The sequence below is a fragment of the Primorskyibacter flagellatus genome (assembly GCF_048268605.1).
GTDB lineage: Bacteria > Pseudomonadota > Alphaproteobacteria > Rhodobacterales > Rhodobacteraceae > Primorskyibacter > Primorskyibacter flagellatus.
In genome coordinates this window covers 315,486-341,211 of record NZ_JBLWVF010000001.1, presented here as the reverse complement: position 1 = coordinate 341,211, position 25,726 = coordinate 315,486, and the positions used below count along the sequence as shown (strand labels likewise).

The 25,726-nt window shown below is 60.9% G+C and carries 23 protein-coding genes; 11 read left to right on the top strand and 12 right to left on the bottom strand.

What is annotated here, in order from left to right; genetic code table 11:
- Positions 1–88 precede the first annotated feature (88 nt).
- The 3 genes from ACN0WV_RS01630 to ACN0WV_RS01620 all read right to left on the bottom strand — a co-directional run bounded on the left by ACN0WV_RS01630 (position 89) and on the right by ACN0WV_RS01620 (position 5,231).
- Positions 89–2,611 (bottom strand): penicillin-binding protein 1A, encoded by a 2,523-nt coding sequence (locus tag ACN0WV_RS01630; protein WP_417603292.1) that lies wholly within the window; start codon positions 2,609–2,611, stop codon positions 89–91.
- A 107-nt stretch (positions 2,612–2,718) separates the two neighbouring features.
- Positions 2,719–3,945, bottom strand: a complete 1,227-nt coding sequence (locus tag ACN0WV_RS01625) for an N-acetylmuramoyl-L-alanine amidase (RefSeq protein WP_417603290.1) — start codon at positions 3,943–3,945, stop codon at positions 2,719–2,721.
- A gap of 131 nt (positions 3,946–4,076) precedes the next feature.
- Positions 4,077–5,231, bottom strand: coding sequence for a pyridoxal phosphate-dependent aminotransferase (locus ACN0WV_RS01620; RefSeq protein ID WP_417603288.1), 1,155 nt, complete (start codon positions 5,229–5,231; stop codon positions 4,077–4,079).
- A 60-nt stretch (positions 5,232–5,291) separates the two neighbouring features.
- Between ACN0WV_RS01620 and ACN0WV_RS01615 the strand changes: the two genes are divergently transcribed.
- Genes ACN0WV_RS01615 through ACN0WV_RS01605 form a run of 3 tightly spaced genes read left to right on the top strand, consistent with a single transcriptional unit; the run spans position 5,292 to position 8,079 of the window.
- Positions 5,292–6,611, top strand: coding sequence for a M48 family metalloprotease (locus ACN0WV_RS01615; protein WP_417603286.1), 1,320 nt, complete (start codon positions 5,292–5,294; stop codon positions 6,609–6,611).
- A gap of 33 nt (positions 6,612–6,644) precedes the next feature.
- Positions 6,645–7,400 carry a DsbA family protein gene (locus ACN0WV_RS01610; RefSeq protein WP_417603284.1) on the top strand — a complete coding sequence of 252 codons (756 nt, stop codon included), beginning with the start codon at positions 6,645–6,647 and terminating at the stop codon, positions 7,398–7,400.
- A complete protein-coding gene (locus ACN0WV_RS01605) occupies positions 7,393–8,079 on the top strand; it encodes a hypothetical protein (RefSeq protein WP_417603282.1) in 687 nt (228 codons plus the stop codon). Before ACN0WV_RS01610 ends, ACN0WV_RS01605 begins: the two co-directional genes overlap by 8 nt.
- A gap of 123 nt (positions 8,080–8,202) precedes the next feature.
- Here the strand turns inward: ACN0WV_RS01605 and ispG are convergent, their stop codons facing one another.
- From ispG to hemA, 3 genes are all read right to left on the bottom strand, one after another.
- Complete coding sequence (ispG, locus tag ACN0WV_RS01600) at positions 8,203–9,333, bottom strand: flavodoxin-dependent (E)-4-hydroxy-3-methylbut-2-enyl-diphosphate synthase (protein WP_417603280.1); 1,131 nt, start codon at positions 9,331–9,333, stop codon at positions 8,203–8,205.
- Between the two features lie 82 nt (positions 9,334–9,415).
- Positions 9,416–10,639: a helix-turn-helix domain-containing protein gene (locus tag ACN0WV_RS01595; RefSeq protein ID WP_417603818.1), complete on the bottom strand. Its 1,224-nt coding sequence runs from the start codon at positions 10,637–10,639 to the stop codon at positions 9,416–9,418.
- 127 nt (positions 10,640–10,766) lie between these two features.
- Positions 10,767–11,990 (bottom strand): 5-aminolevulinate synthase, encoded by a 1,224-nt coding sequence (gene hemA / locus ACN0WV_RS01590; protein WP_084350270.1) that lies wholly within the window; start codon positions 11,988–11,990, stop codon positions 10,767–10,769.
- 290 nt (positions 11,991–12,280) lie between these two features.
- Here hemA and ACN0WV_RS01585 point away from each other — a divergent pair, with 290 nt between their 5' ends.
- Entirely contained in the window at positions 12,281–12,613 is a 333-nt protein-coding gene (locus ACN0WV_RS01585; RefSeq protein ID WP_084349805.1) for a 5-aminolevulinate synthase, read from the top strand.
- Between the two features lie 66 nt (positions 12,614–12,679).
- Positions 12,680–14,059: a M20/M25/M40 family metallo-hydrolase gene (locus tag ACN0WV_RS01580; protein WP_417603278.1), complete on the top strand. Its 1,380-nt coding sequence runs from the start codon at positions 12,680–12,682 to the stop codon at positions 14,057–14,059.
- Positions 14,060–14,124: 65 nt separating this feature from the next.
- Here the strand turns inward: ACN0WV_RS01580 and ACN0WV_RS01575 are convergent, their stop codons facing one another.
- The gene (locus ACN0WV_RS01575; RefSeq protein WP_417603276.1) at positions 14,125–15,000 is read right to left on the bottom strand and encodes a glycosyltransferase family 2 protein; all 876 of its coding nucleotides are present in this window, start codon (positions 14,998–15,000) and stop codon (positions 14,125–14,127) included.
- A gap of 147 nt (positions 15,001–15,147) precedes the next feature.
- On the opposite strand from ACN0WV_RS01575, the gene ACN0WV_RS01570 reads away from it, so the two are divergent.
- A complete protein-coding gene (locus ACN0WV_RS01570; RefSeq protein WP_417603274.1) occupies positions 15,148–15,900 on the top strand; it encodes a hypothetical protein in 753 nt (250 codons plus the stop codon).
- 42 nt (positions 15,901–15,942) lie between these two features.
- On the opposite strand, the gene ACN0WV_RS01565 is transcribed toward ACN0WV_RS01570, so the two are convergent.
- Positions 15,943–16,569 (bottom strand): LysE family translocator, encoded by a 627-nt coding sequence (locus ACN0WV_RS01565; RefSeq protein WP_417603272.1) that lies wholly within the window; start codon positions 16,567–16,569, stop codon positions 15,943–15,945.
- 337 nt (positions 16,570–16,906) lie between these two features.
- Here ACN0WV_RS01565 and ACN0WV_RS01560 point away from each other — a divergent pair, with 337 nt between their 5' ends.
- Positions 16,907–17,908 carry a LacI family DNA-binding transcriptional regulator gene (locus tag ACN0WV_RS01560; RefSeq protein WP_417603270.1) on the top strand — a complete coding sequence of 334 codons (1,002 nt, stop codon included), beginning with the start codon at positions 16,907–16,909 and terminating at the stop codon, positions 17,906–17,908.
- Between the two features lie 33 nt (positions 17,909–17,941).
- Here the strand turns inward: ACN0WV_RS01560 and ACN0WV_RS01555 are convergent, their stop codons facing one another.
- The 3 genes from ACN0WV_RS01555 to ACN0WV_RS01545 are packed head-to-tail and all read right to left on the bottom strand — an operon-like array spanning position 17,942 to position 21,142.
- Positions 17,942–19,075: a Gfo/Idh/MocA family protein gene (locus tag ACN0WV_RS01555; protein ID WP_417603268.1), complete on the bottom strand. Its 1,134-nt coding sequence runs from the start codon at positions 19,073–19,075 to the stop codon at positions 17,942–17,944.
- 51 nt (positions 19,076–19,126) lie between these two features.
- The gene (locus ACN0WV_RS01550; protein WP_417603266.1) at positions 19,127–20,017 is read right to left on the bottom strand and encodes a sugar phosphate isomerase/epimerase family protein; all 891 of its coding nucleotides are present in this window, start codon (positions 20,015–20,017) and stop codon (positions 19,127–19,129) included.
- A gap of 21 nt (positions 20,018–20,038) precedes the next feature.
- Positions 20,039–21,142 (bottom strand): Gfo/Idh/MocA family protein, encoded by a 1,104-nt coding sequence (locus tag ACN0WV_RS01545; protein WP_417603264.1) that lies wholly within the window; start codon positions 21,140–21,142, stop codon positions 20,039–20,041.
- A 132-nt stretch (positions 21,143–21,274) separates the two neighbouring features.
- Here ACN0WV_RS01545 and iolC point away from each other — a divergent pair, with 132 nt between their 5' ends.
- From iolC to ACN0WV_RS01525, 4 genes are all read left to right on the top strand, one after another.
- Positions 21,275–22,255: a 5-dehydro-2-deoxygluconokinase gene (gene iolC, locus ACN0WV_RS01540; RefSeq protein WP_417603262.1), complete on the top strand. Its 981-nt coding sequence runs from the start codon at positions 21,275–21,277 to the stop codon at positions 22,253–22,255.
- A gap of 14 nt (positions 22,256–22,269) precedes the next feature.
- On the top strand, positions 22,270–23,112 hold the full coding sequence (locus ACN0WV_RS01535) for a 5-deoxy-glucuronate isomerase (protein WP_417603260.1): 843 nt from the start codon (positions 22,270–22,272) through the stop codon (positions 23,110–23,112).
- On the top strand, positions 23,109–23,948 hold the full coding sequence (locus ACN0WV_RS01530; RefSeq protein WP_417603258.1) for a class II fructose-bisphosphate aldolase: 840 nt from the start codon (positions 23,109–23,111) through the stop codon (positions 23,946–23,948). The genes ACN0WV_RS01535 and ACN0WV_RS01530 overlap by 4 nt, the downstream gene beginning before the upstream one ends.
- Positions 23,949–24,221: 273 nt before the next feature.
- Positions 24,222–25,010: an SDR family oxidoreductase gene (locus ACN0WV_RS01525; RefSeq protein ID WP_417603256.1), complete on the top strand. Its 789-nt coding sequence runs from the start codon at positions 24,222–24,224 to the stop codon at positions 25,008–25,010.
- A 111-nt stretch (positions 25,011–25,121) separates the two neighbouring features.
- Here the strand turns inward: ACN0WV_RS01525 and ACN0WV_RS01520 are convergent, their stop codons facing one another.
- Positions 25,122–25,628 carry a hypothetical protein gene (locus ACN0WV_RS01520; RefSeq protein WP_417603254.1) on the bottom strand — a complete coding sequence of 169 codons (507 nt, stop codon included), beginning with the start codon at positions 25,626–25,628 and terminating at the stop codon, positions 25,122–25,124.
- Between the last annotated feature and the right edge of the window lie 98 nt (positions 25,629–25,726).

Genomic DNA, 25,726 nt, shown 5'->3' with positions numbered 1-25,726 from the left:
ACAAGACGGGCCGCACACGCGCCCGCCCGTTCAGCGCCTCAGGCACCGCAGGCAAACGGGACCACCCGTCGCCCGCAACATCTGTCTATTAATACAGCCCGCCCGAGCTCATCGAGCCGAAGGTCGCCTTGGGGCCGACAATCGCCTTCTTGCCGGTCGAGGTGGTAACTTCACGCGACGCACTGCCGCCGGTCGGGCTGATCAGGTCAAAGTTTGACCCCATCGCAAAGCCGCCGTCGAACTGGATGCCGAAGATCGGCTCTTCGCCTTGGCGGAAACACTCCGAAACCACATTCTCGCCGCGTGCGCTATCCGACAGGCGCGCACCGGTAGTGCGGTCGATATTGATGAACTGACACGCATCGGGAACCTTGAACGCGGCACCGCCGTATTTTTCCACGGCCTTTGTCATGAACCGCTGGAATACCGGGCCGCAGAAGCCGCCGCCCGACGCCCCGCGCCCCAGGCTGCGCGGCTGATCATATCCGATATAGCAACCCGCGACGATGTTGGAGGTAAACCCGATGAACCAGACGTCCTTAGCGTCATTGGTGGTCCCGGTCTTGCCCGCCGTGGGAACGGATAGATTGACCACCCTGGAGGCCGTCCCGCGCTGCACCACGCCTTCCATCATCGAGGTCAGCTGATAGGCCGTCACGGCATTCATGACCCGTTCGCGGTTGGAGGTGATGCGCGGGCTGCGATTTGCGGCGATGGAGGGATCGGCGCAATCCTCGCAGACGCGCTGGTCATGGCGGTAGAGCGTCTCGCCATAGCGGTCCTGCACCCGGTCAACCAGCGTGGGTTCGACCCGCTCTCCGCCATTGGCGAACATCGCATAGGCCGCGACCATCTGGAACAGCGTCGTTTCCTGACTGCCCAACGCATTGGCCAGAACATGTTGCAGATGATCGTATACGCCAAACCGCTCGGCATAGCTTGCCACCACGTTCATACCGACCTCTTGCGCCAGACGAACGGTCATCAGGTTCCGCGAGCGTTCAATGCCAGTGCGCAGGGGTGTCGGCCCGTAAAACTGGTTCGACGCGTTCTTGGGCCGCCAGACCCCCTGAGGCGTGTTGATCTCAATCGGCGCGTCCACGATGATCGTGGCCGGCGTATAACCTGAATCCAGCGCCGAGGCATAGACGAAGGGCTTGAAGCTCGAACCCGGTTGGCGTTTGGCCTGTGTCGCGCGGTTGAACACCGAATGCTGGTAGCTGAAGCCCCCCTGCATCGCCAGAACGCGGCCTGTGTTGACGTCCATCGCCATGAACCCGCCCTGCACTTGCGGCACCTGCCGCAGCGTCCAGCGGATGAAGGCACCAGAGCCGTCCTCGACCATGCGGCGCACATGCACCACATCGCCGACTTCGAAATTGTCGAAGAAGTTGCCCTTGATCCAGGAGATGTCGTTGCGGGGCACCACAAAGGGTTCTTCCGCCGTTTCCGTGACACCCTCGATGCCAAGGCGCAGTTGTTGATCCTCGATCCCCAGAACCACCGCCGGATGCCAGACCGATTCCAGATCAATGTCGCGCGCGACCCGCACATCGGCAAGTGCGGCACGCCACGCTTCTTCGCTGTTCAGATTGTCGGCAGCGATCTTCTTGCCAGACCCGCGCCAGCGTCCAAGCCCCCGGTCATACTGTTCCAACTGCTGTCGCAGCGCCTCGGCGGCTTCGACCTGCATCTCCGGGTCAAGCGTGGCGCGAATGGTCAGGCCACCGGAAAAGAACTCGCCCTCGCCGAAATCATCCTGCAACTGGCGGCGGATCTCGTCGGTGAAATAGTCGCGCGGCGGCAGTTGTGCCTGAAAGCTCTCGAAATCACCATTCTGGACAGAGCGCAACGGTTGCGCGACTTCCTGCTTGTAAACAGCGTCCGTCAGGTAACCGTTTTCGAACATCTCTTTCAGCACAAAATCGCGGCGCTGGGTCAGCCGCTCCTTGCGGCGCACCGGATGGTAATCCGATGGCGCCTTGGGCAATGACGCCAGAAACGCCGCTTCGTGCGGCGCAAGATCGCTGAGCGGCTTGTTGAAATATGTCTGGCTGGCAGCGGCCACACCGTAGGAGTTCTGCCCGAGGTAAATCTCGTTCATGTAGAGTTCGAGGATCTCTTCCTTGCTCAGCGTCGCTTCCAGACGGGTGGCGAGGATGATTTCCTTGATCTTGCGCTCCAACTGGCGGTCGCCAGATAGAAGGAAGTTCTTCATCACCTGCTGGGTGATGGTCGAGGCACCGCGCACGTCGCGGCCACGGGTGCGCACGGCGTCATAGGCGGCCGAGGCGATGCCGCGCAGGTCATAGCCCTGATGTTCGTAGAAATTCTTGTCCTCGGCCGAGATGAACGCCTGCTTGACCAGATCCGGAATCTCTTCAGCGGGGGCAAACAGGCGGCGCTCCTTGGCAAATTCATCGATGATACGCCCTTCGGTCGAATAGATCCGGCTGATCGTGGGCGGGCGGTATTGCGCGAGGGATTCGTGGCTGGGCAAATCGCGGCCGTAAATCCAGAAAATCGCACCAAGGCTCAGCGCGATAATCATCGCACCCAGCGTCAGAACGCTGAAGATACCGCCAAAAAAGGATAGGATGAACCTGAGCACGCGAGCGGCCCCCTGTCTGATTGTTGTGCCTATCTATACATAGCCCTGCAAAGGGTCAAAACACATCCACCTGAAGATGCGCGCCTTTCCCCCAAATGCGGCGGGCGTCAGCGACGGCGCAGCTGTGACGTTGCGGCATCTTCTGCCGCCCAAGCGCTCAGCCCGTCGCGGATCCCCGCCGCCATGTTGGCCCGCCACATCGGATCGCGAAGTTTCCGTAGCTCTCCCGAGGTGGACAGGAACGCCACCTCGATCAGGACAGAGGGAATATCGGCGGCCTTCAGCACCGAAAACCCGGCCTGCCGCTGCGGGTGTTTGTAAACCTCGCCCACAGCGTTGCGGATGCCTGTCACCAAATGGCCCGACAGCGCCCGAGAACGCGGCGCATTGTCCAGCCGAGCAAGCTCTATCAGGACATTTGTCAGCCGGTCATCCGCCTCGGTCAGGTCTAGCCCGGACAGAAGATTGTCACGGTCGTGACGCTGTGCCAGCGCGGCACTGGCCGCGTCCGAGGCTGTCTCGGCCAGCGTGTAGACCGACGCACCCGTTGCCACCCCCTCTTCCAGCGCGTCGGCATGCAGCGAGATGAAAACATCAGCGCCTTCGTCATGCGCGATGTCCACGCGGGCCTCAAGCGAGATGAAAACATCCGAATCGCGCGTCAGGATCACCTCGAATCCGCCCGCGCGCTGAAGCGTTTCCTTCACTTCGCGCGCAAGCGTGAGCATCAGTCGCGCCTCGGTCGTGCCATCCGCCTCGGCCCCCGGATCAAGCCCGCCATGGCCGGGATCAAGCACTACCCGAAGCAAACGGGTGCCGCTGCCGGTTTGTGACTGTTGAGCGCCGTTCGCGACCGGCAGATCCCGGTTCGGGTCTTGCACATCGCCTGCCCGCGCATCGAAATCCGTCTGATCGGCATTGTCCAACCGAACATGCAGCCGCGCCTTGCCGGTGCCCGCGTCGATTGTCATGGCCGATTGTGCCACGATCATCGGCCGCGCCATCCGGGCCGTCAGGCGCGACCAGCCCGGCCGTGGTGCCCCCAAATGAAGGTTTGAAAACCTGCCGGAATCCAACAATGCGTCGGGATCGACACCGCCCAAATCGACATCTTCGAAATCAATCACCAATCGGTTTGGCTGACCCAGCGTGTAGACCCGGTACGGCACGCCCTTGCTGAGCGTCAGGTCAACATTGGCCCCGCCAAATAGCCGATTCTGTATCACGCTGTTGCGCGGATCCAGCCGGACAGGGCCCGGCAGATCCTGAGCGAATCCCACCTGTGCCAGCACCGCCAGTACCAGCGCCGCGGTCCATGTTCTCAAACTGCTCATCCGTCTCTTCCCGTCCGGTTGAAACACACCCATACGCCCGGTTGGGTTGCTTTGGCCACTACACCGAAGCAATAATTTTTGCAGTTTCCACGCCGCCAGAAGCGAGATTTTCTGCCCTTTGGCGGGAGCCGCTACGGTTTCTGCTGACGCGTGGCCATGTAGTTTTGCAGCCGCGCCAGCCCTTCGGTGATGTCGGCGGTCGAACGGGCATAGGAAAAGCGCAGCGTTCCCGTCCCTCGGGCCGGGTCGAAATCCAGCCCCGGCGTCACGGCCACCCCTGCCCCGTCCAGTATTTCTGCCGCGAATGCACGGCTGTCATCCGTCAGATGCGAGACATCCGCGTAGATATAGAATGCCCCGTCCGGCGGTGCGATCCGGTCGAACCCGGCCTGTGGCAGCCCCTCAAGCATCAGCTTTCGATTGGCGGCATAAACCGCGAGATTGCCTTGCAACTCGTCCTCGCAATCCATCGCAGCCAAGGCCGTCACCTGCGAGGCATGCGGCGCGCAGATAAACAGGTTCTGCGCCAATCTTTCGATCTGCCGGACCATGCCGGGGGGCACGACCATCCATCCCGCCCGCCATCCGGTCATGCTGAAATATTTCGAGAAAGAGTTGATGACGACGACATCATCGGACACTTCCAGCGCCGTGACCGCCTTCGCCTCATATTCGACGCCGTGGTAAATCTCGTCCGAGATGAAGGCCGCGCCCTTGTCGGCGCAAAGCCCGATCAACGCTTCCATTGCGTCCTTGTTCAGCATGGTCCCGGTCGGGTTTGACGGTGAGGCCACCAGCAACCCGTCAAATGCCGTGTCGCGCAATTCGGCAGGCACGGGTTGCAAACGATTTTCCGGCTTGGTCTCGATCTCCACCGGCTCCAGGTCCAGCGCACGCAGGATCTGCCGATAGGACGGATATCCCGGCTTGCCAAGCGCCACACGGTCGCCCGCATCGAAGAGCGCCGTAAACGCCAGAAGGAAGGCACCTGAAGATCCCGGCGTCACCACGACCCGCGCCGGATCAAGATCGACATTGTACCACTCGCCATAGAGCTTCGCGATCCGCGCGCGCAATGCTGGCAGCCCCAAAGCCACCGTGTAGCCCAACGCATCCTCTTCCAGTGCCTTCGCCAATGCGCGCCGCGCGCCTTCCGGCGCAGGCGTTCCGGGCTGGCCGACCTCCATGTGGATCACGCTGCGCCCGGCAGCCTCCGCGGCCCGCGCGGCCTCCATCACGTCCATCACAATGAAGGGATCGACCGCTCCACGCCTTGAGTTCTGCATCGCAACCTCCCTAAACTGTGTATCCAAAGGCTCTTATTCGAGCGAAACACCGGGGCGTCAATGCATCTGATAAAAACTCTTTGCCTCGCGATCGGTGTCATGGCGCTGGCAGCGGTTCCTGCGCGGGCGGCGTCGCTGATCCGCGATGCCGATATTGAATACGCTTTGGCGCAACTTGCCGATCCGATCCTACGCGCAGCGGGGCTGAGCCCGGCGCAGGTGCGGGTGTTATTGGTCAATGATTCGTCGCTGAATGCCTTTGTGGCGGACACGCAGCATATTTTCATCCACACTGGCCTTCTACTGAAGCTACCCAACGCACGGTCCCTGCAAGCAGTCATCGCGCATGAGGCAGCCCATATCACCAACGGACATCTGACACGCCGGGCCGGCAACGTCGCCAGCGCCCGGACGGCTGCGGGCCTTGGCATGATCCTTGCCGCGGCTGCGGCTGCGGCAGGTGGCGGTCAGGCCGCAGCCGGTGTCGCCATAGGCACGCAATCCTCGGCGCTCCGCGTTCTGCTGGGCCATAGTCGCGCCGAGGAAGCCTCTGCCGATCAAAGCTCTGTCCGGTATATGGTGCGCGCGGGCGTGAACCCACAAGGCGCTGTCGAAGTACACGAGATGTTCAAGGGACAAGAGGCGCTAAGCGTCAGCCGTCAGGATCCTTACATGCTGTCGCATCCGCTGAACCGAGACCGGATGCGGGCCATGCAGGGGTTTGTTGCGGCGTACGGCAAGGACCTTCCCGACAGCAATGCTGCGCTGTACTGGTTTGCCCGCGCGCAGGGCAAGTTGTCGGCCTTTACCCGCGCGCCGGGATGGACGCTGCGCCGCGCAAAGGACAGCGCCACGCAGGATATCGCGCTTATGCGTCAGGCCGCAGCCCATCACCGCCAGTCAGATCTGAAAAACGCACTGGCCAGCATCGACGGTGCGTTGAAGCTGCGCCCGCGCGATCCGTTCTACATGGATCTCAAGGGCCAGATCCTGCTGGAAAGCCGGCAGGCGGGTGCCGCCGTCAACACCTATGCGCAGGCCTCGAAACTTGCCCCGCGCAATGCGTTGATCCTTGGCGGGTTGGGCCGCTCCCTGCTGGCGGCTGAGCGTCCCCGCGATGCCCTGTCGGCGCTGGAAAAGGCCCGCGACCGCGACTGGCGCGACGCGCGGGTGCTGCGCGACCTGTCCGTGGCCTACGCCAAGACCGGCCAGACCGGCATGGCCTCGGTGGTTACGGCGGAACGCTATGCCCTTCAGGGCCGGATGAAAGACGCAGGGCTACATGCCAAACGTGCCGTAGACCTGTTGCCGCGTGGTTCCGGCCCATGGCAACGCGCACAGGATGTGCTATTGACTGCGGAACGCGCCACGAAACGGTAGCCCCGACCCCAGACATACCGATCGGAGAATGACATGAAACGACCCCTCGCCGCTTCCACCCTTGCCCTTGGGATTGCGCTGGCTGCCCCCGCGATGGCCTTTGACATCACCTCGATGAGCGAGGCCGAGCGCGACACCTTTCGCCAGGAAGTGCGCAGCTATCTTCTGGAAAACCCGGAAATCATCATCGAGGCGGTCAACACGCTTGAAGCGCGTCAGGCAGAACAGGCCGCGATGGACGATCGCACGATGGTCGAGGTCAATGCCGAAGCGCTCTTCAATGACGGATTTTCGTGGGAGGGTGGCAATCCCGAAGGCGATGTGACGCTGGTCGAGTTTCTGGACTACCGCTGCGGCTACTGCCGCAAGGCGCATGAAGAGGTCAAGGAACTGGTCAGCAGCGACGGCAATATCCGCTACATTGTGAAGGAACTCCCGATCCTTGGCGAAGAATCCGTGACGTCGTCGCGCTTTGCCATTGCGACCAAGCAAATCGCCGGCGACGAGGCCTATGCTGCGGTCTACGACACGCTGATGAATTTCAAGGGCGAAGTGACGGAAACCGCCCTGCGCCGTATCGCCGATACATTGGACCTGGAGGCCGACCCGATCATCGCGCAGATGCAGGCCGACGAGGTAAGCAAGGTGATCGAAGAAACACGCGCGCTGGCACAGCGGTTGCAAATCAACGGCACGCCGACCTTTGTCATGCAGGACGAAATGCTGCGCGGCTATGTTCCGATTGACGGGATGCGACAGGTGGTCGAGACGCTTCGCGAAAATGGCTGAGACATCGCTGGCGGTCATTGCACTGCTGGCCAGCCTGCCCGGATCCGTCGGCGCAGCAGAGCGCTTGTTCGAGACGCCTGCCGCGCAAATAGCGTTGGGCGCTGAGCTTCGGGCAGTGCTTGCCGATCATCCTGAAATTGTCGAGACGGCCCTGAGCGCTCCGCCACCGGTTGATCCGTATGCCGCTGAAAAAGCCGCCGACCTTGCCATGATCGGCGGCTACGCACAGCAACTGTTTGCGCGCGACGCGCCGGGTTTGGGCTCGGTGGAGGCTGGTACGGTCTGGGCCGTGTTTCTGAAGCCGGGCTGTGAAAGCTGCACGGATGTGCTGGCGGATCTGAAGGCGCTTGTCGAAAGACGCGATCTGCGGATCAATCTGTTGCTTTTGCCGGCGGGACCAGAAGACACACGGCCAGGACTTTTGCGCGCGCTTGCGCGTCGTCAGGATGGGTCCGCTCTGCTCGCGCTGAACACAATCATGGAGCGACCAGAAATCACGGCTGCGGAGATTGTTGGCGGTCTTGCGATTGAAGTGAAGCCGGACAGTGCTGAGGCAGATGCCGATCTGGCAATGTTTGAGCGCATGGGGTTGGACAAAACGCCAAGCTATGTCTTGCCCGATATGATGATCCGCGGACAGATGCCGGTCTTCGTTCTGGAACGCTATTTCGACAGATAGCGCGAATTCTTTCGGGCTATTGCGACCTTGGCTGAGGTCGGAGCGAGGGGCCAGCCCCTCGCGCTCCCCGGAGTATTTTGGCCAAGAAGAAGATGGACGGTTTGGGGTAAGAGCGCAGTCTTTTTATTCGGCGGCGTGGGCGTTTTCTTCGGCGGCGTCGAGCTGGGCGGCACGCGCTTCGACCTGCTCGACGATATGGTCGATCATTTGAGCGTTCGAGAGTTTGTGACTTTGCTTACCTGCAAGATAAACCATTCCTGCACCGTTCCCGCCGCCGGTAAAGCCCACATCGGTCATCAACGCCTCGCCCGGGCCATTGACGACACAACCGATGATCGACAGGCTCATCGGTGTCTTGATATGTTCGAGACGTTTTTCCAGCTCGGCCACGGTGGCAATGACGTCAAAGCCCTGGCGCGCGCAGCTGGGGCAGGAGATGATGTTCACGCCGCGGTGGCGCAGGCCCAGCGACTTGAGAATTTCGAAGCCGACCTTGACCTCTTCGACCGGATCGGCCGAGAGCGACACGCGGATCGTATCGCCGATGCCCATCCACAACAGGTTGCCCAATCCGATGGCCGATTTGATCGTGCCGGACACCAGCCCGCCCGCTTCGGTAATCCCAAGGTGGATAGGCGCGTCGGTGGCTTCGGCGATGCCCTGATAGGCGGCCGCGGCCATAAATACATCGCTGGCCTTGACGCTGATCTTGTAGTCCTGGAAGTTATTGTCTTCCAGGATACGGATGTGATCAAGGCCAGATTCCACCATCGCATCGGGACAGGGTTCGCCGTATTTTTCCAGCAGATGTTTTTCAAGGCTACCGGCATTGACGCCGATCCGTATGGAGCAGCCATTGTCGCGCGCGGCGGCAATTACTTCGCGAACGCGGTCGGCGCTGCCGATATTGCCGGGGTTGATCCGCAGGCAGGCAGCCCCTGCAAGTGCAGATTCGATGCCACGCTTATAGTGGAAATGGATGTCGGCCACGATCGGCACCGGGCTTTCGCGCGTGATGTCTGCCAAGGCTTTCGACGACGCCTCGTCCGGGACCGAGATGCGGACAATATCCGCCCCCGCCTCTGCCGCAGCCTGCACCTGCGCCACCGTGGCGGCCACATCGGTTGTGTCGGTGTTGGTCATGGTCTGCACCGAGATCGGCGCGTCGCCGCCCACAGGCACATTGCCAACCATGATCTGACGGGATTTGCGGCGATAGATATTACGCCACGGGCGGATGTGGTTGAGGCTCATGTCACTGTGATTCCGGGTTGTGGACGGTCCTTGAGCCTATGTAGTCCGGCACCAGGCGGTTTGCCACCCTTGCGGGCTGATGTTACTGGGATGGTTGCAGCGGATTGACCTCAGCCGCGTTAAGCTCTGCCACGACACGCGCAAGATCGGAATCGGCATTCGGCGCTGCCACGGCATAGGTCTGTGTCAGGTGGTCAATCGAAAGCGCCACCTTTGACGTAACAGATCCATTCGGGCCTGCCGGACCGTAGGTTTGCCCGTTGACGGCGAAATAGACCGCGCCGGAATCGCCCACGCGCAGCGAGGCGGGGTTCTGCGTGCTGGGCACGTCATAGGTGTCACCCGCGTTCATTATGCCTTCGAAAATCACCGATCCGTCAGCGGCACGCACCCGCACCCATGCCGGACGCACGGCGACCATCATCACACCTGGAACCGCGTCTTCAAGAACTTTAGGGCCGTTCGGTGCCAATTCCACATCCGGTGCGGCCATTGCGAAATCGACCTGCTCGCGGATCTCGACCTCGTCTTTCCGGAGCCGGTGCGCATAGGCCCCCACGGTCGAAGGATCAAGTGTCGAGATGGGTGCGTCCCGGGCAACCAGCACCGGCACATCCAGTGCCTCGGGCCGGTAAAGACGGTCAAGCGCATCGTTGCGAGGCGGATCAAAAACGCCCGCCACGGCGGGATCGTCAGATGTGGGGGCCGCAGCCACACTGATCGGATCGAGATCGGACAAGACAACGGGTGTCTGGTCAACCGGGGCAAGCTGCACGCGCTGTACTTCTTGCAGAACGCTCCATGCGCCGTAACCGATACCGCTGACCAGCGCCAATAACACAAAGGTCGAGCCGATTGCGCGCGGCTCAATCTGCGACAGCACGGATGCACCGACCGGCGCAAAGGGCATCGCAGGTTCGGTAAACGGGTCCTTGCCGATACGCGATGGTTTTTCCTGCTTCTTGATGCTGGAAGCGCGGTCGGACATGCCATGTGCGGTCTCGAACCCGCTTTCCTGACAGAAAGCCACAAAGGTATCGTCGGGGTCCATGTTCAGATAACGCGCGTAAGAACGCACATAACCCGCAATGAAACCGGGCGTATCAAACGCGGAAGGATCGCAGTTTTCGATGGCGGCGATGTAGCTGGCCTTGATACGCAATTCGCGCTGCACATCCAAAAGTGATTTGCCGAGAGTCGCGCGTTCACCACGCATGAGATCGCCAAGACGCAGATCGAAATCATCGAAACTGCGTGGGCCGCTTACTAACGGCTTTGGTTCCGGAGGTGATTTCCTTCCGATCATGCCCAGCTGCCCCAATCCACGGTTCGTGGTTCTTGTCATATCTTAGCGCGTCAAAACTCGATTCGTCTCGCGCACTTTATTTGAGGCAAGATAGCATATCACAAGTAAATTTACACCGATGAACGATTCAGGCGCTGAGTTCGGCACGATTCAGCGCACAATGCGACCACAGGGCGTCCATCGCGGAAACCAGCGCGTCCATTTCGCGCGGCCCATGAACCGGCGACGGCGTAAAGCGCAGACGTTCTGTGCCACGGGGAACTGTCGGAAAATTGATCGGCTGCACATAGATGCCGTAACCTTCCAGCAGAAGATCCGACAATTTCTTTGTATGAACCGGATCACCGACGATCACCGGCACAATATGGCTACCGTGGTCGATGATCGGAAGTCCCATCGCCTTCAGCCGTGTCTTGAGGATTTTCGCTTGTGTCTGCTGTTGCTCACGCAGCCCGTGATCACGCTTCAAATGCGCGACAGAAGCTGCGGCACCCGCAGCAACCGCGGGCGGCAGCGACGTGGTAAAGATGAACCCCGGCGCGTAAGACCTTATGGCATCACACATTTTATGCGATGCGGCAATATACCCGCCCATCACGCCATAGGCCTTGGCCAGCGTGCCATTGATAATGTCGAGCCGGTGCATGAGACGGTCGCGCTCTGCAACGCCTGCCCCGCGCGGTCCGTACATGCCCACCGCATGCACCTCGTCGATATAGGTCAACGCACCGAATTCGTCGGCCGCGTCGCAAATCGCCTCAATCGGGCCGAAATCGCCGTCCATCGAGTAGATCGACTCGAACGCGACCAGCTTTGGCGCATCCGGGTCGTCCGCCGCCATAAGCTCGCGCAGATGCTCCACATCGTTGTGGCGGAAAATACGCTTGGCACCGCCGTTGCGGCGCACGCCTTCGATCATCGAGGCGTGGTTAAGCGCATCGGAATAGATGATCAGGCCGGGGAACAGTTTTGGCAGCGTCGAAAGCGTCGCGTCGTTCGCAATATAGGCAGAGGTGAACAGCAGCGCCGATTCCTTGCCATGCAGATCGGCCAGTTCGGCCTCCAGCGCCTTGTGGTAAACCGTCGTGCCGGAAATGTTGCGTGTGCCACCCGATCCGGCACCCGTCGCGTCCAGCGCTTCATGCATCGCTGCCAGAACAACCGGATGCTGGCCCATCCCCAGATAATCGTTGCCGCACCACACCGTCACGGGGGTCTCTGACCCATCCGGCCTGCGCCAAGTCGCGTGCGGGAACTGACCGTTCTTACGCTCGATATCAATGAAGGTACGATAACGGCCCTCGGCATGCAGGTGATTCAGGGCTTCGTCTAGCTTCGCGGTGTAGTCCACCGGCTCCTCCATCATTCGGTCGCTGGCGCGGTCAGCGGCATAGCTTGCAGAGAGGCTCCGCATTCAAGTTAGTGAATGGATATAGGGCGCGCGTCCATCTGACAACCTTTTCACCCATGACCCGGTGTCGCAGCCTTGATTTAGATCAAGCGCCGCCGGAATCGCCGTCAAAGGCAAGGTATCCATTACTTTCCGGGCTTCTCCCATCAAGATATACTGAAACCCTATTCTGCGAACTCTAACACCATTTGACCACCAAGACTTTTCGGTAAATCCATAAGGACTTTACAATGTCCCAGATCCTTATCCACCCGCTGACGGCGACGCTTCTGGTGGTTGGGGCCGCTGTCGGATACGCGGTCGCGACGGTCGGCATGAAAGCCGCATCAGACGGGTTTACCCCGGTCGGTATCAGCTTGGGAATCATCGGGTTTTCCATAGCGTTCCTGGCCGAGATTGTGCTGCTTCGCCGGGCCGACCTGTCGGTGATCTATATCATCATCGTGGCGGCCGAGACGCTGCTGATCCTCGCTTATGCGTCATGGATTGGCGAAGGGCTGAACCTTCGGCAAGCGTTTGGCGCAACGATGGTGCTGGGCGGATTGGTGGCGATTTCGCTTTGATGCACTGGACAGTGGGTATGTCGCTGATACGTTGCGGCAAAACCTCACTTGAACGGAGCGTCCCCCATGTCACTTGATGATGTCCTGGCCCGTATCGACGCCGATCTCGACGGCGCGACAGACCGCCTGCTTGAATTGTTGCGAATCCCTTCGATCTCGACCGATCCTGCTTACAAGGCCGAGTGTGATCGCGCGGCGGACTGGCTGGTGGCCGATCTCGCCTCGATCGGCGTAAAGGCGGAAAAGCGCCCCACCCCTGGCCATCCGATGGTCGTGGGCCATGTCGAGGGCGACGGCCCGCATGTGCTGTTCTACGGCCATTATGATGTGCAGCCCGTCGATCCGCTGAATCTGTGGAATCGTGACCCGTTTGATCCCGCGATCGAAGATACGCCCGCAGGCAAGGTCATCCGTGGACGCGGTTCCTCCGATGACAAGGGCCAGTTGATGACATTTGTCGAGGCCTGCCGCGCCTATCATGAAGTCACAGGCAAATTGCCCTGCCGCATCACCTTCTTCTTTGAAGGCGAAGAGGAATCGGGTTCCCCCAGCCTTGTGCCGTTTATGAAAGAGAATGCCGAAGAGCTGAAATCCGACGTGGCGCTGATCTGCGACACCGGGCTGTTTCAGTCCAAAACGCCGTCAATCGTGACCATGCTGCGCGGGCTTCTGGGCGAGCAGTTGACGATCACCGGCCCCGACAAGGACCTGCATTCCGGCATGTATGGCGGGGCGTCGATCAACCCGATCCGCGTGCTGTCGCGCATCATTGCGGGCTTGCACGACGATCAGGGGCGCGTGACCGTGCCGGGGTTCTATGACGGTGTACCCGACTTGCCCGACGAGATCATGGAACAGTGGCGCGGGCTGAATTTCGACCATGCGGGTTTTCTGGGCGATGTCGGCCTGTCCCAGCCAGCGGGCGAGCAGGACCGCAGCGCGCTTGAGATGATCTGGTCGCGCCCCACCTGCGAGGTCAACGGCATCATCGGCGGCTATACCGGCGAGGGTTTCAAGACGGTCCTGCCATCGCAAGCCTCGGCCAAGATCAGCTTTCGTCTGGTCGGTACGCAGGATCCGCATGCCATCCGCGAGAGTTTCCGCGCCTATGTGCAGTCGATGCTTCCGCCCGATTGCACGGCTGATTTCCACGGCCACGGTGCCTCACCCGCCTCGCAAATGTCGACAGACCATCCCGCATTCGAAGCCGCGCGTGGCGCGCTGTCCGACGAATGGCCAGAGGACGCGGCCTATACCGGCTGCGGTGGGTCGATCCCGATTGCGGGATATTTCAAGCAGATCCTCGGGACGGATGCGATGCTGATCGGCTTTGCCAAGGACAATGACCAGATCCATTCACCCAACGAGAAATACGACCTTGAGAGCTTTCACAAAGGCACGCGCAGTTGGGCACGCATTCTGGATGCGCTGGCCAAAAAGGCCTGAACCAATGCGGCAGGGGCACATCAGGGCCCCTGCCGGACGTTCTTGCCGGGGATCGCGGCCAATGCTCAGATCAGACCGTTGAACCGATCCGGCAACAGGTATTGTCTGGCAATATCCGGCCGGTCGAATTGCCAATAGCCCGTCTCACCACGCTCTTTCCATGTCCGGTGCATGCGCTTGCGGACCCAGCCAAGGTCGAACCCCTCCTCCATCGGCAGATCGGCGAACGCCTCGAAAACCGCGCGATCCTCGCCCCGCGCCTCGGCAAACCAGTGCCTGCCGATAGAGGCATCCTGCACACTCGCCCCGATCTGCGCCGTGACGGCATTCCGGGCATTCATCGTCGTCACGTAATTGCCGAAATCGCAGAATTTCAGATGCATCAGATACAGCGGATCAGGCGTGAACAGCTTGCTGGCCTGTGTAAAATGTCCGCCGCGCGCAATCTTCGTGCCGACGCTGACGATACAGGGCTTTGAATAATGCGGTGCCAGCCGGACATGCCGACGCGGGCCAAGGATATGGTCGGTGACGGGCGCATCCTCTTTATCTATGCGGTGGATCACTTCCAGCCCGACCGGCGTCAACACCCGCCGGATCGGCTGATCGCGCAGATAATCCAGCAGCCCCAGCCCGGTTTGTGGATCGACCACCACCAATTCATCGACATCGCCAATGATGACATGATCGTAATAGCTGCGCAGCCCGTGCACGAGGTTGTTCAGCAGCCGCCAGCGTTTCATATCGAAGTTCTTGTGCGCGTCGCCGGGGATGCCGATCAGATTGCAGCCATGGGCAAGCTCTGCCACCTCTGCGCCGCGACCATGGTTGACGATATAGCAATTTTCGCGCCCCAACGCCTCGCCGTAGTGGCGCAGCCACGCCTTTAGAAAAAACGCGTCGTCCCGCACCATCGTCACGGCGGCTGCCACTGTCTGCATTTTGCCCTGCCTTCCGCTGCCCGCCTGCTGAGGCGACGTTTTGCAAGAACCTAACGGATTACGCTGTATAAGAGAATCGCAAATTGCTGCCCGTGCGGCTATCGTGACACCAAAGGCTTGACGGCGTGTGAAACAAGGCAAACGGCAGTGATCGACGACACATTTCGACAGACCGGATGGCAAATCCGCAGGTTTGACGCCCCGATCACCCGGTTTCAGGTGTTCGGAGAGCGATCCTCCGGCACGAATTTCGTCAATCGGCTGATCGGGCGCCATACCGGCCTGACACCGATCGAGGATCTTGGCTGGAAGCATGGATTTCCGCATATGACGGCCATTCCGCGCGACGTGGCGGTGATCTGCGTGGTGCGCAATGCGGTGGATTGGGCGCGGTCGATGTTCGCCAAACCCTGGCACTGTACCCCCGCGATGCAATCCCTGCCCTTTGACGCATTCATCCGCGCTGAATGGGACACGATTGCCGACCGTCCGCGCTATTTCCCGCAGGTCCAGGCGCTTGGCGGCGCGGGCGCTCCGCTGCAACTGGACCGGCACCCGCTGACCGGACGCAGGTTCGCCAATATTTTTGACCTGCGGCGGCATAAACTTGAGGGGCTTCTGGGGCTCGCAGAGCGCGAGTGTTGCGTGGTTTTCGTACGGCTGGAATCTGCGCAAGCCGCACCCGAAGCGTTCCTGTCCGATCTGTGCGCAGGGCTGCACCTGCCTGTGCCTGACGCACCCTTCCGACCGGTCAACAAGCGTCTGGGTTCGCGCTTCAAACCTGCGGTCCCGTCGCGCCCCGATCTGCCAAACCGGATGAGCGCGGGGGATCGCGCATTCATGCTGTCCTGTCTCGATACCGTGATGGAAAGCGGGTTGGGATACGACTACGCCATTTGATGCTATATGTTAGATCTGACGTTCGGGAATTTGATTTCAAGCTTAAAACGCGCGCTTTTCCAGCAGCAGCTTTATCGCCAGCCCGATCAGCACAAGACCGGTCACAGCATCCAGGAAACGCGGCACGACCGGCCCTTGCAGCGCCCGCGCGAAGGGGCGCGTCGCCAAGGTCAGCCCGCCAAACCAGAGAAGACTCATGGCGACATGCAGGCACGCCAATAACATGGTGAAGCCCGCGACCGGTGCACTTGCGGGCACAAATTGTGGCAGGAAACTGACGTAGAAGACACCAATCTTGGGGTTGAGCAGGTTGGTCAGCAGACCGCGCAAAAACCAGTTCGGAACACGGTCAATCCGCCCGGCCTTGCGCGCCGCCGGTTTGCGTGCCGCCCATAGCATCTGTCCGCCAAGCCAGATCAGGTAGACCGCGCCCAGTATCTGTACCAAACGGTATCCCAATTCGGAAACTGCGATCAGCGCACCCAACCCAAGCGCCACAACCAGCCCCCAGATCAGCAACCCGGTGACAATTCCGGCACTGGCCGACAAGGCGCGTCGCTGACCGTCTACCGCTGCGGTCCGCAAAACCAGCGCCGTATCCAGCCCCGGCGTGATGGTGATCAATGCCGCGGCGGCTGAAAACCCCAGAAGCGCTGTCGTTGCGTCCATGCGTAAACCCCTGTCATCTGGCCGGACAAGCCCGTCGATTATCGGACTGCGTCCTGTCTGGTATCAGCCCCACTGAAACGCGACCAGTGTTCGATCAGGACATTCCCATCTTTCAGCCGCCGCATGTGTGAATGGCTACGCCCCATTGCCGTGCGGCAGGCCCGATGCTTCGACGTCGGCTTTCCTTGATCTGCTACGCTACAGATCCCGATACGTCGATGCGTTCCGAGCCAACACAACATCGGGTCCGCGCTTTTTGAGCCATTGCAACACGTTGCAATAGGCTTCACGTCTTCTAATATACCCTTCGCGAAACTGTTCCGGAGCACCGCCAGCCATGGCAGCGACCCTCAAAGACGTCGCCGAACGCGCGGGCGTGTCCCGTTCGGCGGTGTCGCGGACATTCACCGATGGGGCCTCGGTCTCCGCCAAGATGCGCAGCCGCGTCGAAAAGGCCGCGACGGAACTTGGCTATAGCCCCAACGCGCTGGCCTCCAGCCTGACGACCGGGCGTACAAAGCTGATTGGGCTGGTATCCAACAACTTCAAGAACCCCATTTTTCTGGAAGTTTTTGACCTTTTCACCCGCGCCCTTCAGGATCAGGGGCTACGTCCGCTTCTGGTTAATCTCTCGGACGAGACCGATCCGCAAAGCTCTGTCAGGATGCTGCGGCAATATTCTGTAGATGGTGTTGTCGTCGCGTCCTCGACCTTGCCGCCGGGCTTTTCAAGGGCGTTCCGGGATGCGGGTGTGCCCGTGGTGCATGCCTTTGGCCGCCCATCCGGAACGCCGGCGGTGCATGTCGTTGGTATCGACAATATCGCCTGCGGGCGCATGGCAGCGCAGACGCTGATCGCGCGCGGCTACGCTCAGGTTGGCTTTCTCGGAGGGCCGGAAAGCGCGACCTCGACCCAGGACCGGCTCGAAGGCTTCATGTCCGAAATTGCCCGGCACCCCCGGATCAGCGCCAGCCATTCCTTTGCAGCGGCCTATTCATTTGCCGCAGGCCGCGACGAGATGCTGCGCCTGTTGAAGGGTCCTGCCGCACAGGCCTATTTCTGCGGTGACGATGTGCTGTCCATCGGTGCCTTGTCAGCGATCAGCGGAAGCGGGCTGTCCGTGCCCGGTGATATTGGCATCATCGGATTGAACGACATGGCGATGGCCGGCTGGCAGAACATCAACCTGACGACAATCCACATGCCCGTTGAAAAAATCGTAGCGTCGTCGATAGAGCTGATCGTGGGCATGTTGACGGATCCGGACCTGACACCGGAGGCCCGGATCTTTGCCTGCGACATCATCGAGCGCGGAACATTGCGCGCTATGCCTGCCTAAACCGGGCGAAGACCCGGTTTCTTGCGGCTGGCTTCAGCGAAACATCGGCGGGCGGGCGTCCACCCAGGCGCCGTCCGCTTTGGCAGAGGCGACGGCGGCGTGTACTGCCGCCATGGATCGCAGCCCATCGGTCGCACCGGGCAGCCCGTCGCGCACCTGCCCCCGGATCGCATCGGCAAGATCGCAATAGATGTTTGCCACCGCCAGCGGGAAGCCCTCGGGATGCGCGATCGACACGCGCGATAACCGCTGCGCATCCTCGTGCAAGCCGACTTCACCCTTTTCGATGATCTGGGTGCGCCCGCCAACGGGCGTGTAGATCAACTGGTTGGGCTGTTCGGAATGCCAGCGCAGCCCGCCCGTCTCGCCAAAGACCTGAATGTCGAACCCGTGCTGACGCCCGATGGCAACCGATGACGTCCAAAGCCGCCCGACCGTGCCGCGCGACATGCGGAAATTGACCATCGCATCGTCTTCCAGTTCCCGGCTGGCAATGGTCGATGCGAAATCGGCCGAGAGTTTTTCCACCGCGTCATCGCATATGAAGCTGGCCATGTGCAGCGCATGAATACCGCAATCGGCAAACTGGCCAGAGACACCGGCCATCGCCGGATCGTAGCGCCACCGCACGCGAGGGTTATCGGCATCCGTGGCATCACCGTGATGGCCGTGGCTGAAATTGGCCACGACCAGCCGCACCTTGCCAATTTCGCCCGCCGCGACCATCGCCCGCGCTTGCCGCACCATCGGGTAGGCCGAATAGCAGTAGTTCACGGCACAGATCTTGCCGGTCGCTTCGGCGATACGGACAATCTCTTCGCCCTCGTCGACCTGCATCGTCATCGGCTTTTCGCACAGCACGTTGAACCCGGCCTCAAGAAATGCCTTGGTGATCTCGAAATGCGTGGAATTCGGCGTCGCGACCGTGACCAGATCCACCCGATCATCGCGGATCCGTTCGCGCTCCAGCATTTCTGTCCAGTCGCCATAGGCACGGTCAGCGGCCACACCCAACCGCCGAGCGTATTCCCTGCCGACATCCGCACGGTGATCCAGCGCGCTGGCCGTGAACTCGAAAAAACCATCCGCCTGTGCACCCAAGCGATGCGCTGGTCCGATCTGGCTGCCTTCGCCACCGCCGATCATGCCCCATTTCAGTTTTGCCATGTCTTTGCCTTTCCTCGCACATTGCCAAGGCCTTATGCCCCGGTGTTGCGGCTAAAATCCGATGGATTGCAGATATTCTCGATTGGCGCGCGCATCTTCAAGCGGCGTGCCCGGCAGCGAAGGGTCGCAGTCCTGCTCCACCGTGCACCAGCCGCTGAAACCGGCGTCCAGAAGGCGCTGGTGGACGGCTGGGAAATCCACATCGCCGTGCCCAAGATTGCAAAAGATCCCCTGCCCGCAGGCGGTGTAGAAATCAGTGCGTCTGGCGACGACATCTGCCTTCACAACCGGATCTATATCCTTGAAATGCATGTAGGAAATACGGTCCATATGGCGGTCCATAAAGGCAATGGGATCGAACCCCGCATAGGAATGATGGCCCGTGTCAAAACAGATCTTCAGGATGCTGTCATCAACCTCGTCCAGCAGACGCTCCAACTCTGGTTCGAAATCGATGAAACCGGCCGCGTGGGCGTGGATGGCAACGGTCAGGCCGTATTCCTCGGTGCCCAGTTTCGCGATTGAGGCGATGCGATCGCGGAACGCGACCCACTCTGTCGCGCCCATCTGTTCCGCCTCATTCGCGCGGCCAGCCGTGGGCGCACGGCGCGGCGAGATGCTGTCGATCAGCACCAGATGTTCCGCGCCATGTGCGACCAGCGCCTTGCAGGTGCGCTGGCTGGCATCCTGCGCGGCGTCCCATTTCGCCGGATCATGGAATGGCTGAAAGACAACGCCACCGATGATTTCCAGATCACGCTCTGCCAATGCGGGCGCAAGGATCGCGGGGTCCTCGGGCATATAGCCGATGGGCCCAAGCTCTATCCCCCTATAGCCCGCCCCCGCGCATTGATCCGAGACCGACGGCCAGCTGGGATAAGACGGATCGCTGGGAAACTCAATGCCCCAGGAACAGGGCGCATTGCCGATACGAATGGTCATGTGAAAAAGCCCTTTACAGGTTCAGAACGCCGAGACGTCCTGCCAGGTTTTCAACTCCGACGACGCAAGCGCCGTGGCAATGACACGGTTGACCTCCATACCGTCGCGAAATGTCGGCCAGATCGCCTTGCCCGTGTCGATGGCGGTCAGAAAATCCTTCGCCTCGATGATGATCTGATCCTGATAGCCGGTGCCATGTCCCGGCCCCTGACAGAAGGGTTCATAATCGGGATGTGCCGGTCCGGTCAGGATCTTTGTGAAACCACGCGTCGCCTCGGGCCCCTCCATCTGGTAAAGCCAAAGCGCGTTCTGATCCTCCTGATCGAAGCGGATCGCGCCTTTCGTTCCCGAGATCTCATAAGCATAGCCCATCTTGCGCCCGGTCGCGACACGGCTGAAATACACCTGCCCCATGGCACCGTTTTCAAACCGGCACATCATCTGGCCGTGATCGTCATTCGTCACGCGTCCGCCGGGGCGTTCGGCATGCACGGTCTCTATTTCGGCAATCAGCCGGCTGATCGGCCCGACAAGCGCCAGCGCGCCATTGATCATATGCGGGGCAAGATCCCCCATCGTCCCGTTCGACATGCCCTGTGCGCGCCACGTCGCGGGCATCTGCGGATCGGCGTAGAAATCTTCAGTATGTTCGCCCCGGAACCAGGTGATGTCTCCGATGGCACCTTCAGCGATCAACTGGCGCGCGAATTGGCTTGCCGGCGTGCGGATATAGTTGAATCCCACCATATTGACCGCGCCACTGGCCTCTGCCGCGGCCACCATCGTCCGGCTGTCGTCCAGCGTCGCGCCAAGTGGTTTTTCGCAAAACACCGGCTTGCCCAGTTCGAACGCAGCCTCAGCCGCCGCCCGATGAGTGCCCTGCGGCGAGGCGATGATAATGGCCTCGACCTTCGGATCGGCGACCAATACCCGCCAGTCAGCGGTCGCCCGCGCAAATCCGTAGGCTCGCCTGTAGCGTTCGGCGCTCTGTTCACTGGTGGCGCAAACCAATTCAAGTCGCGGGCGCAGGGCCGTTGCGAACACCGCCCCGACGCAGGACATCGCCACCGCATGTGCCTTGCCCATGTAGCCGCCGCCGATAATCCCTATCCCGATGTCCCGCATTCGCCCTCTCCCACCGCTTTCCATTTGCAACCGGTTGCAAAAACGGTATCGTGGACGTTGACGCACTGCAAGCGGCAATCGGTTCGCTGCATGATTTTCCGAGCCGTGCCACCCAAGGATGAAGGACGAAAGATGGCTGATCTTGAGCGCATCGGCGGTAACAGCTTTGTCGTTCTCGGCCGTGCCGGGATGGACATGTATGCCGATCCGCCCGGCGCAAAGGTCGAAGATGCGGCGCAGTTTACGACTGCGCTTGGCGGCTCTTCGGCCAATATCAGCGTGGCCATTACGCGGCATGGCGGACAGGCGGCGCTGGTCACTTGTGTGTCCGATGACGCGATTGGCCGTTTTGCGCTGAACCAGCTTGACCGCTACGGGATTGACCGCAGCCATGTCCGGCCCGTGGGCGGCGAGGCGCGCAATTCGCTGGCCGTTGTGGAAACCCGGCTGGAGGACACGCAATCAGTGATCTACCGCAACGGCGCCGCTGATTTCGAGATGACGGCAGAGGATGTCGCTGCCGTCGACTACGCGCGATACGCGGCGCTTATCACCACCGGCACCGTCTTTGCGGCAGAGCCGTCGCGTAGTGCAACATTCCACGCGTTTGACCTCGCCCGTGCCGCCGGCCTGCCGCTGATCTTCGATGTGGATTACCGTCCCTATTCCTGGCCCACCGCCAAAATAGCCTCGGAAACATATTCTCGCGCTGCGGCCATGTGCGACATCATCATCGGCAACGATGTGGAATTCGGCTTCATGGCCGGGGATTACCACAAGGGTCTGGACAAGGCGCGCGAACTTGCGGCCACGTCCGCGCAGATCGTCATCTACAAGATGGGCGAAGAAGGCGCGATCACCATCACCCGAGACGATGAATTTCGAACCGGGATCTATCCGGTTCAGGCGCTCAAACCCACCGGGGCCGGTGACAGCTTCATGGGCGGGTTCATTGCCGCACTTGCCGCCGGCCTGCCGCTGCAAGACGCGGTGCTGCGCGGCTCTGCCTGCGCCGCAATTGTCGTTGGCCGCGTCGGCTGCGCGCCTGCCATGCCCACCCCTGCCGAGCTGGAGGCGTTCCTGTCTTCGCATCCCGGCCGGACAACGCCCTGAATAGGATCACAGACATGCATATCGCCCCCCATGACAACCGGAATGTGCCCATCGTCGATGTGGACAACGCGCTGGTTCCGCTGAATTATTTCAACATCGTTAAACTAAAGAAGGGCGAGGCTTTCGAATATCAGGTCCCCGGATACGAGACCTGCATCGTGCCGGCCACAGGCTCCGTGGATGTGGAAGTCGAAGGCGTCAAATTCGCCAGCCTTGGCAAACGCGGCGTGGATGTTTGGGACGGCGAGCCCGAGGGGGTCTATGTGCCGTCCGGCGCAAAGGTGACGTTCAACTGCGTTTCGAACGAGACAGAGGTGTTTGTCGCGGGCGCGAAATACGACAAGGTACTCGACCCGTTCGATGTGCGCGCCGATGGCATCGACCTTGTGCAATACGGATCGGACGACACCAAGACGCATCGCAAGATCAAGCATATCCTTGGTGCCAACCAGCATGACAAGGTGGGCCGTCTTTTGGTCAGCGAGCTTTATACCGTCGGTCAGGGCGGTTGGTCGGGCTTCCCCAGCCACAAGCATGACACGGACCGCCTGCCCACCGAGACCCGGCATGACGAGACCTATAATTTCCGTTTCCGGCCCAATTACGGGTCAGGTTTGCAAATGCTCCAGCGCGAGGACAACACGCCCGGCGACGCCTACCATATCATGGACGGATCGACGGTCTGCATCGACAAGGGCTATCACCCTTGCGCGGTTCTGCCGGGCTATGAAATGTATTATTTCACCATCCTTGGCGGGCTGAGCCAGCGGTCGCTGGTGCAGTATTTTCAGCCGACCCATGCGGCACAGCTGGAAACCATCCCCGGCATCAAGGACATGATAGCGAAGTTCAAATGACACTCGTGACGCTCGCCGATGTTCTTCAGCCCGCACTCAAAGGTGGCTATGCCGTGGCCGGGCTGGTGACGTTGGGGTGGGAGGACATGCGCGCTTTCGTGGCGGCGGCCGAGGCCGAGGGCCTGCCGGTGATCCTTCAAGCCGGTCCGGGATGCCGCGCGCACACCCCCCTGCCCGTTCTGGCCGCAATGTTCCGTCATCTGGCCGAGGGCGCGTCGGTGCCTGTCGTCGCGCATCTCGACCACGGATATACGCTGGAGGAGTGCAGACAGGCGCTGGAATGCGGCTTTACCTCGGTCATGTACGACGGGTCGCGCAAGCCGCTTCGGCAGAATATCGACGAGACCGCCGCGATTGCACAGATGGCCCATGCGGCAGGAATTTCCTGCGAGGGCGAGATCGGATTTGTCGGCTATGCGGATGGCGAAGCTTCTGCCGGAACGGACCCGGAAGAAGCGGAACGTTTTGCCCGCGAAACCGGTGTGGACGCGCTGGCAATCTCGGTCGGCAACGTGCATTTGCAACAGGACAGAACCGGTGCCGGACTGGACGAGGTGCGCATCCGCGCGATCGAGGCTGTAACGCAGGTGCCATTGGTGATCCATGGCGGCTCTGGCGTGCCGGTCGCGCAACGGCAGGCACTGGCGCGTGCGTCCGCGATCTGCAAGTTCAACATCGGCACCGTGTTGCGCATGGCCTTTGGCGAAGCGTTGCGGTCGGCCGTGAACGCAGACCCGTCCCGGTTTGACAGGAATGCGATACTGGCGGATACGCACGCCCCCTTGGTCGCGGCCACCCGTACGGTCCTGCGCACACTGAGACCTGAACGGTCATAGCCATTCGTCTTGCCGATGAAGCCATGCAAGCGGCATGCAACTGCTGGTATCAGTCGGCCGACTCCTTCCCGCACGTGGTGACAGAGGCTTTCCGTCCGAAAGCAGCGCCAGCATTGCCAACGCGCGCCTTTGCATCACCGGATCAAGGCTGGTTTTGCCGATGCTCAATGGGCTACAATCGAGGAAATATTCTTCGAAAACGGGCCAGCACTGCCCGCCGCGCATCGGCCGCCACAGACTGAACCTACATTCTGCTTTTAAAACGGATCGCATATGAACCGACTGACTGGAAAAATCTGCATCGTGACCGGCAGTGGCCGTGGCATTGGTGCAGCCATCGCGCGCGCCTTCGCAAACGAGGGCGCAAAGGTGGTTGTCACCGACCGACATGCCGAAAGCGCCAAAGCCGTCGCCTCTGAACTGGGCTGCCACTTCCTGCGGCTCGACGTGTCGTCCGAGGCCGATTGGGACGCGCTGAAGGCGGGGTTTCCACATTGCGATGTGCTGGTCAATAACGCAGGCGTCACCGGGTTCGAGGATGCAATGCGCCCGCATGATCCAGAAAACGCCACGCTTGAAGACTGGCGCGCCGTCCATGCCGTGAATCTGGACGGCACATTTCTGGGCTGCCGCTACGCAATCGGGGCGATGCGCGACAAGGGCGCGGGATCGATCGTCAATATCTCGTCGCGGTCTGGTCTGGTGGGCATTCCAGCAGCCGCTGCTTATGCCTCTTCCAAGGCGGCGGTGCGCAATCATACGAAATCCGTGGCGCTGTACTGTGCCGAACAGGGGCTGAACATCCGCTGCAACTCAATCCATCCTGCGGCGGTCCTGACCCCGATGTGGGAGCCGATGCTAGGTGACGGCCCGGACCGCGAAGCGCGCATGGCCGCCTTTGTCGCCGACACGCCGCTGCGCCGTTTCGGCGATCCGGCGGAGGTGGCTGCACTCGCGGTCCTGCTTGCATCTGACGAGGCTGCCTACATGACAGGTGCCGAATTGAACATCGACGGCGGCCTGCTGGCAGGCAGTGCGGCAACCCCCAACGCCAGCAGCTGAGACGTGGGTTTCGGACCCCGCTTGCGCAGGCGGTCGCAAGACAACACTGCCTGCAACACATGCGAACCATTCCAGATCAGAAACGGTCAGGCTTTGGAAAGACCTGCCCCGCTATCGGCGGCTGGTCTGAATTTTGCGGGCAGATTTCACCCGGATCTCGCGAATGTCGCGCAGTTCCTGATCGGTGAGGTAAACAGCGACAGTGACGGTCCGGGGCCAATCGCTTTGAGTAGTGGGATTTGCTGGCTGGTAGGCGCGCATATCATAGGTCAGCGTATCTGCGTCCGTCTCATCGTCATTCTTGACCAGCTTCGCCTCGAACGGCCCCAACCGATCGGACACGCCCGTGGCCCGGATCACGGCACCGCCGGGACGCCTTTCAATCAACAGTTCCGAGACCTCGCCGATCAGTTGACCGGAATAGGCCGCGGCCTCCGGCCGAAAGATAGAGGCGCGCCGGCGCGGGATCAGCGGATTGACCGCACCGGTGCCATCCGTCACCACCGTGGCTTGACTGCGCCCGAACCAATTGAACGGGTTGAGACGAGACTCGCGGATCGTGCCGCAGCTTGTCAGAACCAAAGCCGAAACCACCAGAGCCGAAAGTGCCTTTTGCATGCGCTGCCTGCCTTTATTACCGTCCTCAACCCGGTTACCGCATTGCGCAGCGCTTGAAAAGCGTGAAGGCGGGCTGGACCTTTGGCTATGCGCGACTT

What these genes read in the sequence shown, in the direction of transcription:
- ACN0WV_RS01545 (WP_417603264.1), bottom strand. Translation starts at nt 21,142, where the DNA reads ATGCGGGACATCGGGATAGGGATTATCGGCGGCGGCTACATGGGCAAG.
- ACN0WV_RS01520 (WP_417603254.1), bottom strand. Translation starts at nt 25,628, where the DNA reads ATGCAAAAGGCACTTTCGGCTCTGGTGGTTTCGGCTTTGGTTCTGACA.
- iolC (WP_417603262.1), top strand. Translation starts at nt 21,275, where the DNA reads ATGGCTGATCTTGAGCGCATCGGCGGTAACAGCTTTGTCGTTCTCGGC.
- ACN0WV_RS01530 (WP_417603258.1), top strand. Translation starts at nt 23,109, where the DNA reads ATGACACTCGTGACGCTCGCCGATGTTCTTCAGCCCGCACTCAAAGGT.
- ACN0WV_RS01610 (WP_417603284.1), top strand. Translation starts at nt 6,645, where the DNA reads ATGAAACGACCCCTCGCCGCTTCCACCCTTGCCCTTGGGATTGCGCTG.
- ACN0WV_RS01565 (WP_417603272.1), bottom strand. Translation starts at nt 16,569, where the DNA reads ATGGACGCAACGACAGCGCTTCTGGGGTTTTCAGCCGCCGCGGCATTG.
- ACN0WV_RS01605 (WP_417603282.1), top strand. Translation starts at nt 7,393, where the DNA reads ATGGCTGAGACATCGCTGGCGGTCATTGCACTGCTGGCCAGCCTGCCC.
- ACN0WV_RS01620 (WP_417603288.1), bottom strand. Translation starts at nt 5,231, where the DNA reads ATGCAGAACTCAAGGCGTGGAGCGGTCGATCCCTTCATTGTGATGGAC.
- ACN0WV_RS01575 (WP_417603276.1), bottom strand. Translation starts at nt 15,000, where the DNA reads ATGCAGACAGTGGCAGCCGCCGTGACGATGGTGCGGGACGACGCGTTT.
- ACN0WV_RS01595 (WP_417603818.1), bottom strand. Translation starts at nt 10,639, where the DNA reads ATGATCGGAAGGAAATCACCTCCGGAACCAAAGCCGTTAGTAAGCGGC.
- ACN0WV_RS01580 (WP_417603278.1), top strand. Translation starts at nt 12,680, where the DNA reads ATGTCACTTGATGATGTCCTGGCCCGTATCGACGCCGATCTCGACGGC.
- ACN0WV_RS01555 (WP_417603268.1), bottom strand. Translation starts at nt 19,075, where the DNA reads ATGGCAAAACTGAAATGGGGCATGATCGGCGGTGGCGAAGGCAGCCAG.
- ACN0WV_RS01560 (WP_417603270.1), top strand. Translation starts at nt 16,907, where the DNA reads ATGGCAGCGACCCTCAAAGACGTCGCCGAACGCGCGGGCGTGTCCCGT.
- ispG (WP_417603280.1), bottom strand. Translation starts at nt 9,333, where the DNA reads ATGAGCCTCAACCACATCCGCCCGTGGCGTAATATCTATCGCCGCAAA.
- ACN0WV_RS01535 (WP_417603260.1), top strand. Translation starts at nt 22,270, where the DNA reads ATGCATATCGCCCCCCATGACAACCGGAATGTGCCCATCGTCGATGTG.
- ACN0WV_RS01615 (WP_417603286.1), top strand. Translation starts at nt 5,292, where the DNA reads ATGCATCTGATAAAAACTCTTTGCCTCGCGATCGGTGTCATGGCGCTG.
- ACN0WV_RS01550 (WP_417603266.1), bottom strand. Translation starts at nt 20,017, where the DNA reads ATGACCATTCGTATCGGCAATGCGCCCTGTTCCTGGGGCATTGAGTTT.
- ACN0WV_RS01525 (WP_417603256.1), top strand. Translation starts at nt 24,222, where the DNA reads ATGAACCGACTGACTGGAAAAATCTGCATCGTGACCGGCAGTGGCCGT.
- ACN0WV_RS01625 (WP_417603290.1), bottom strand. Translation starts at nt 3,945, where the DNA reads ATGAGCAGTTTGAGAACATGGACCGCGGCGCTGGTACTGGCGGTGCTG.
- ACN0WV_RS01585 (WP_084349805.1), top strand. Translation starts at nt 12,281, where the DNA reads ATGTCCCAGATCCTTATCCACCCGCTGACGGCGACGCTTCTGGTGGTT.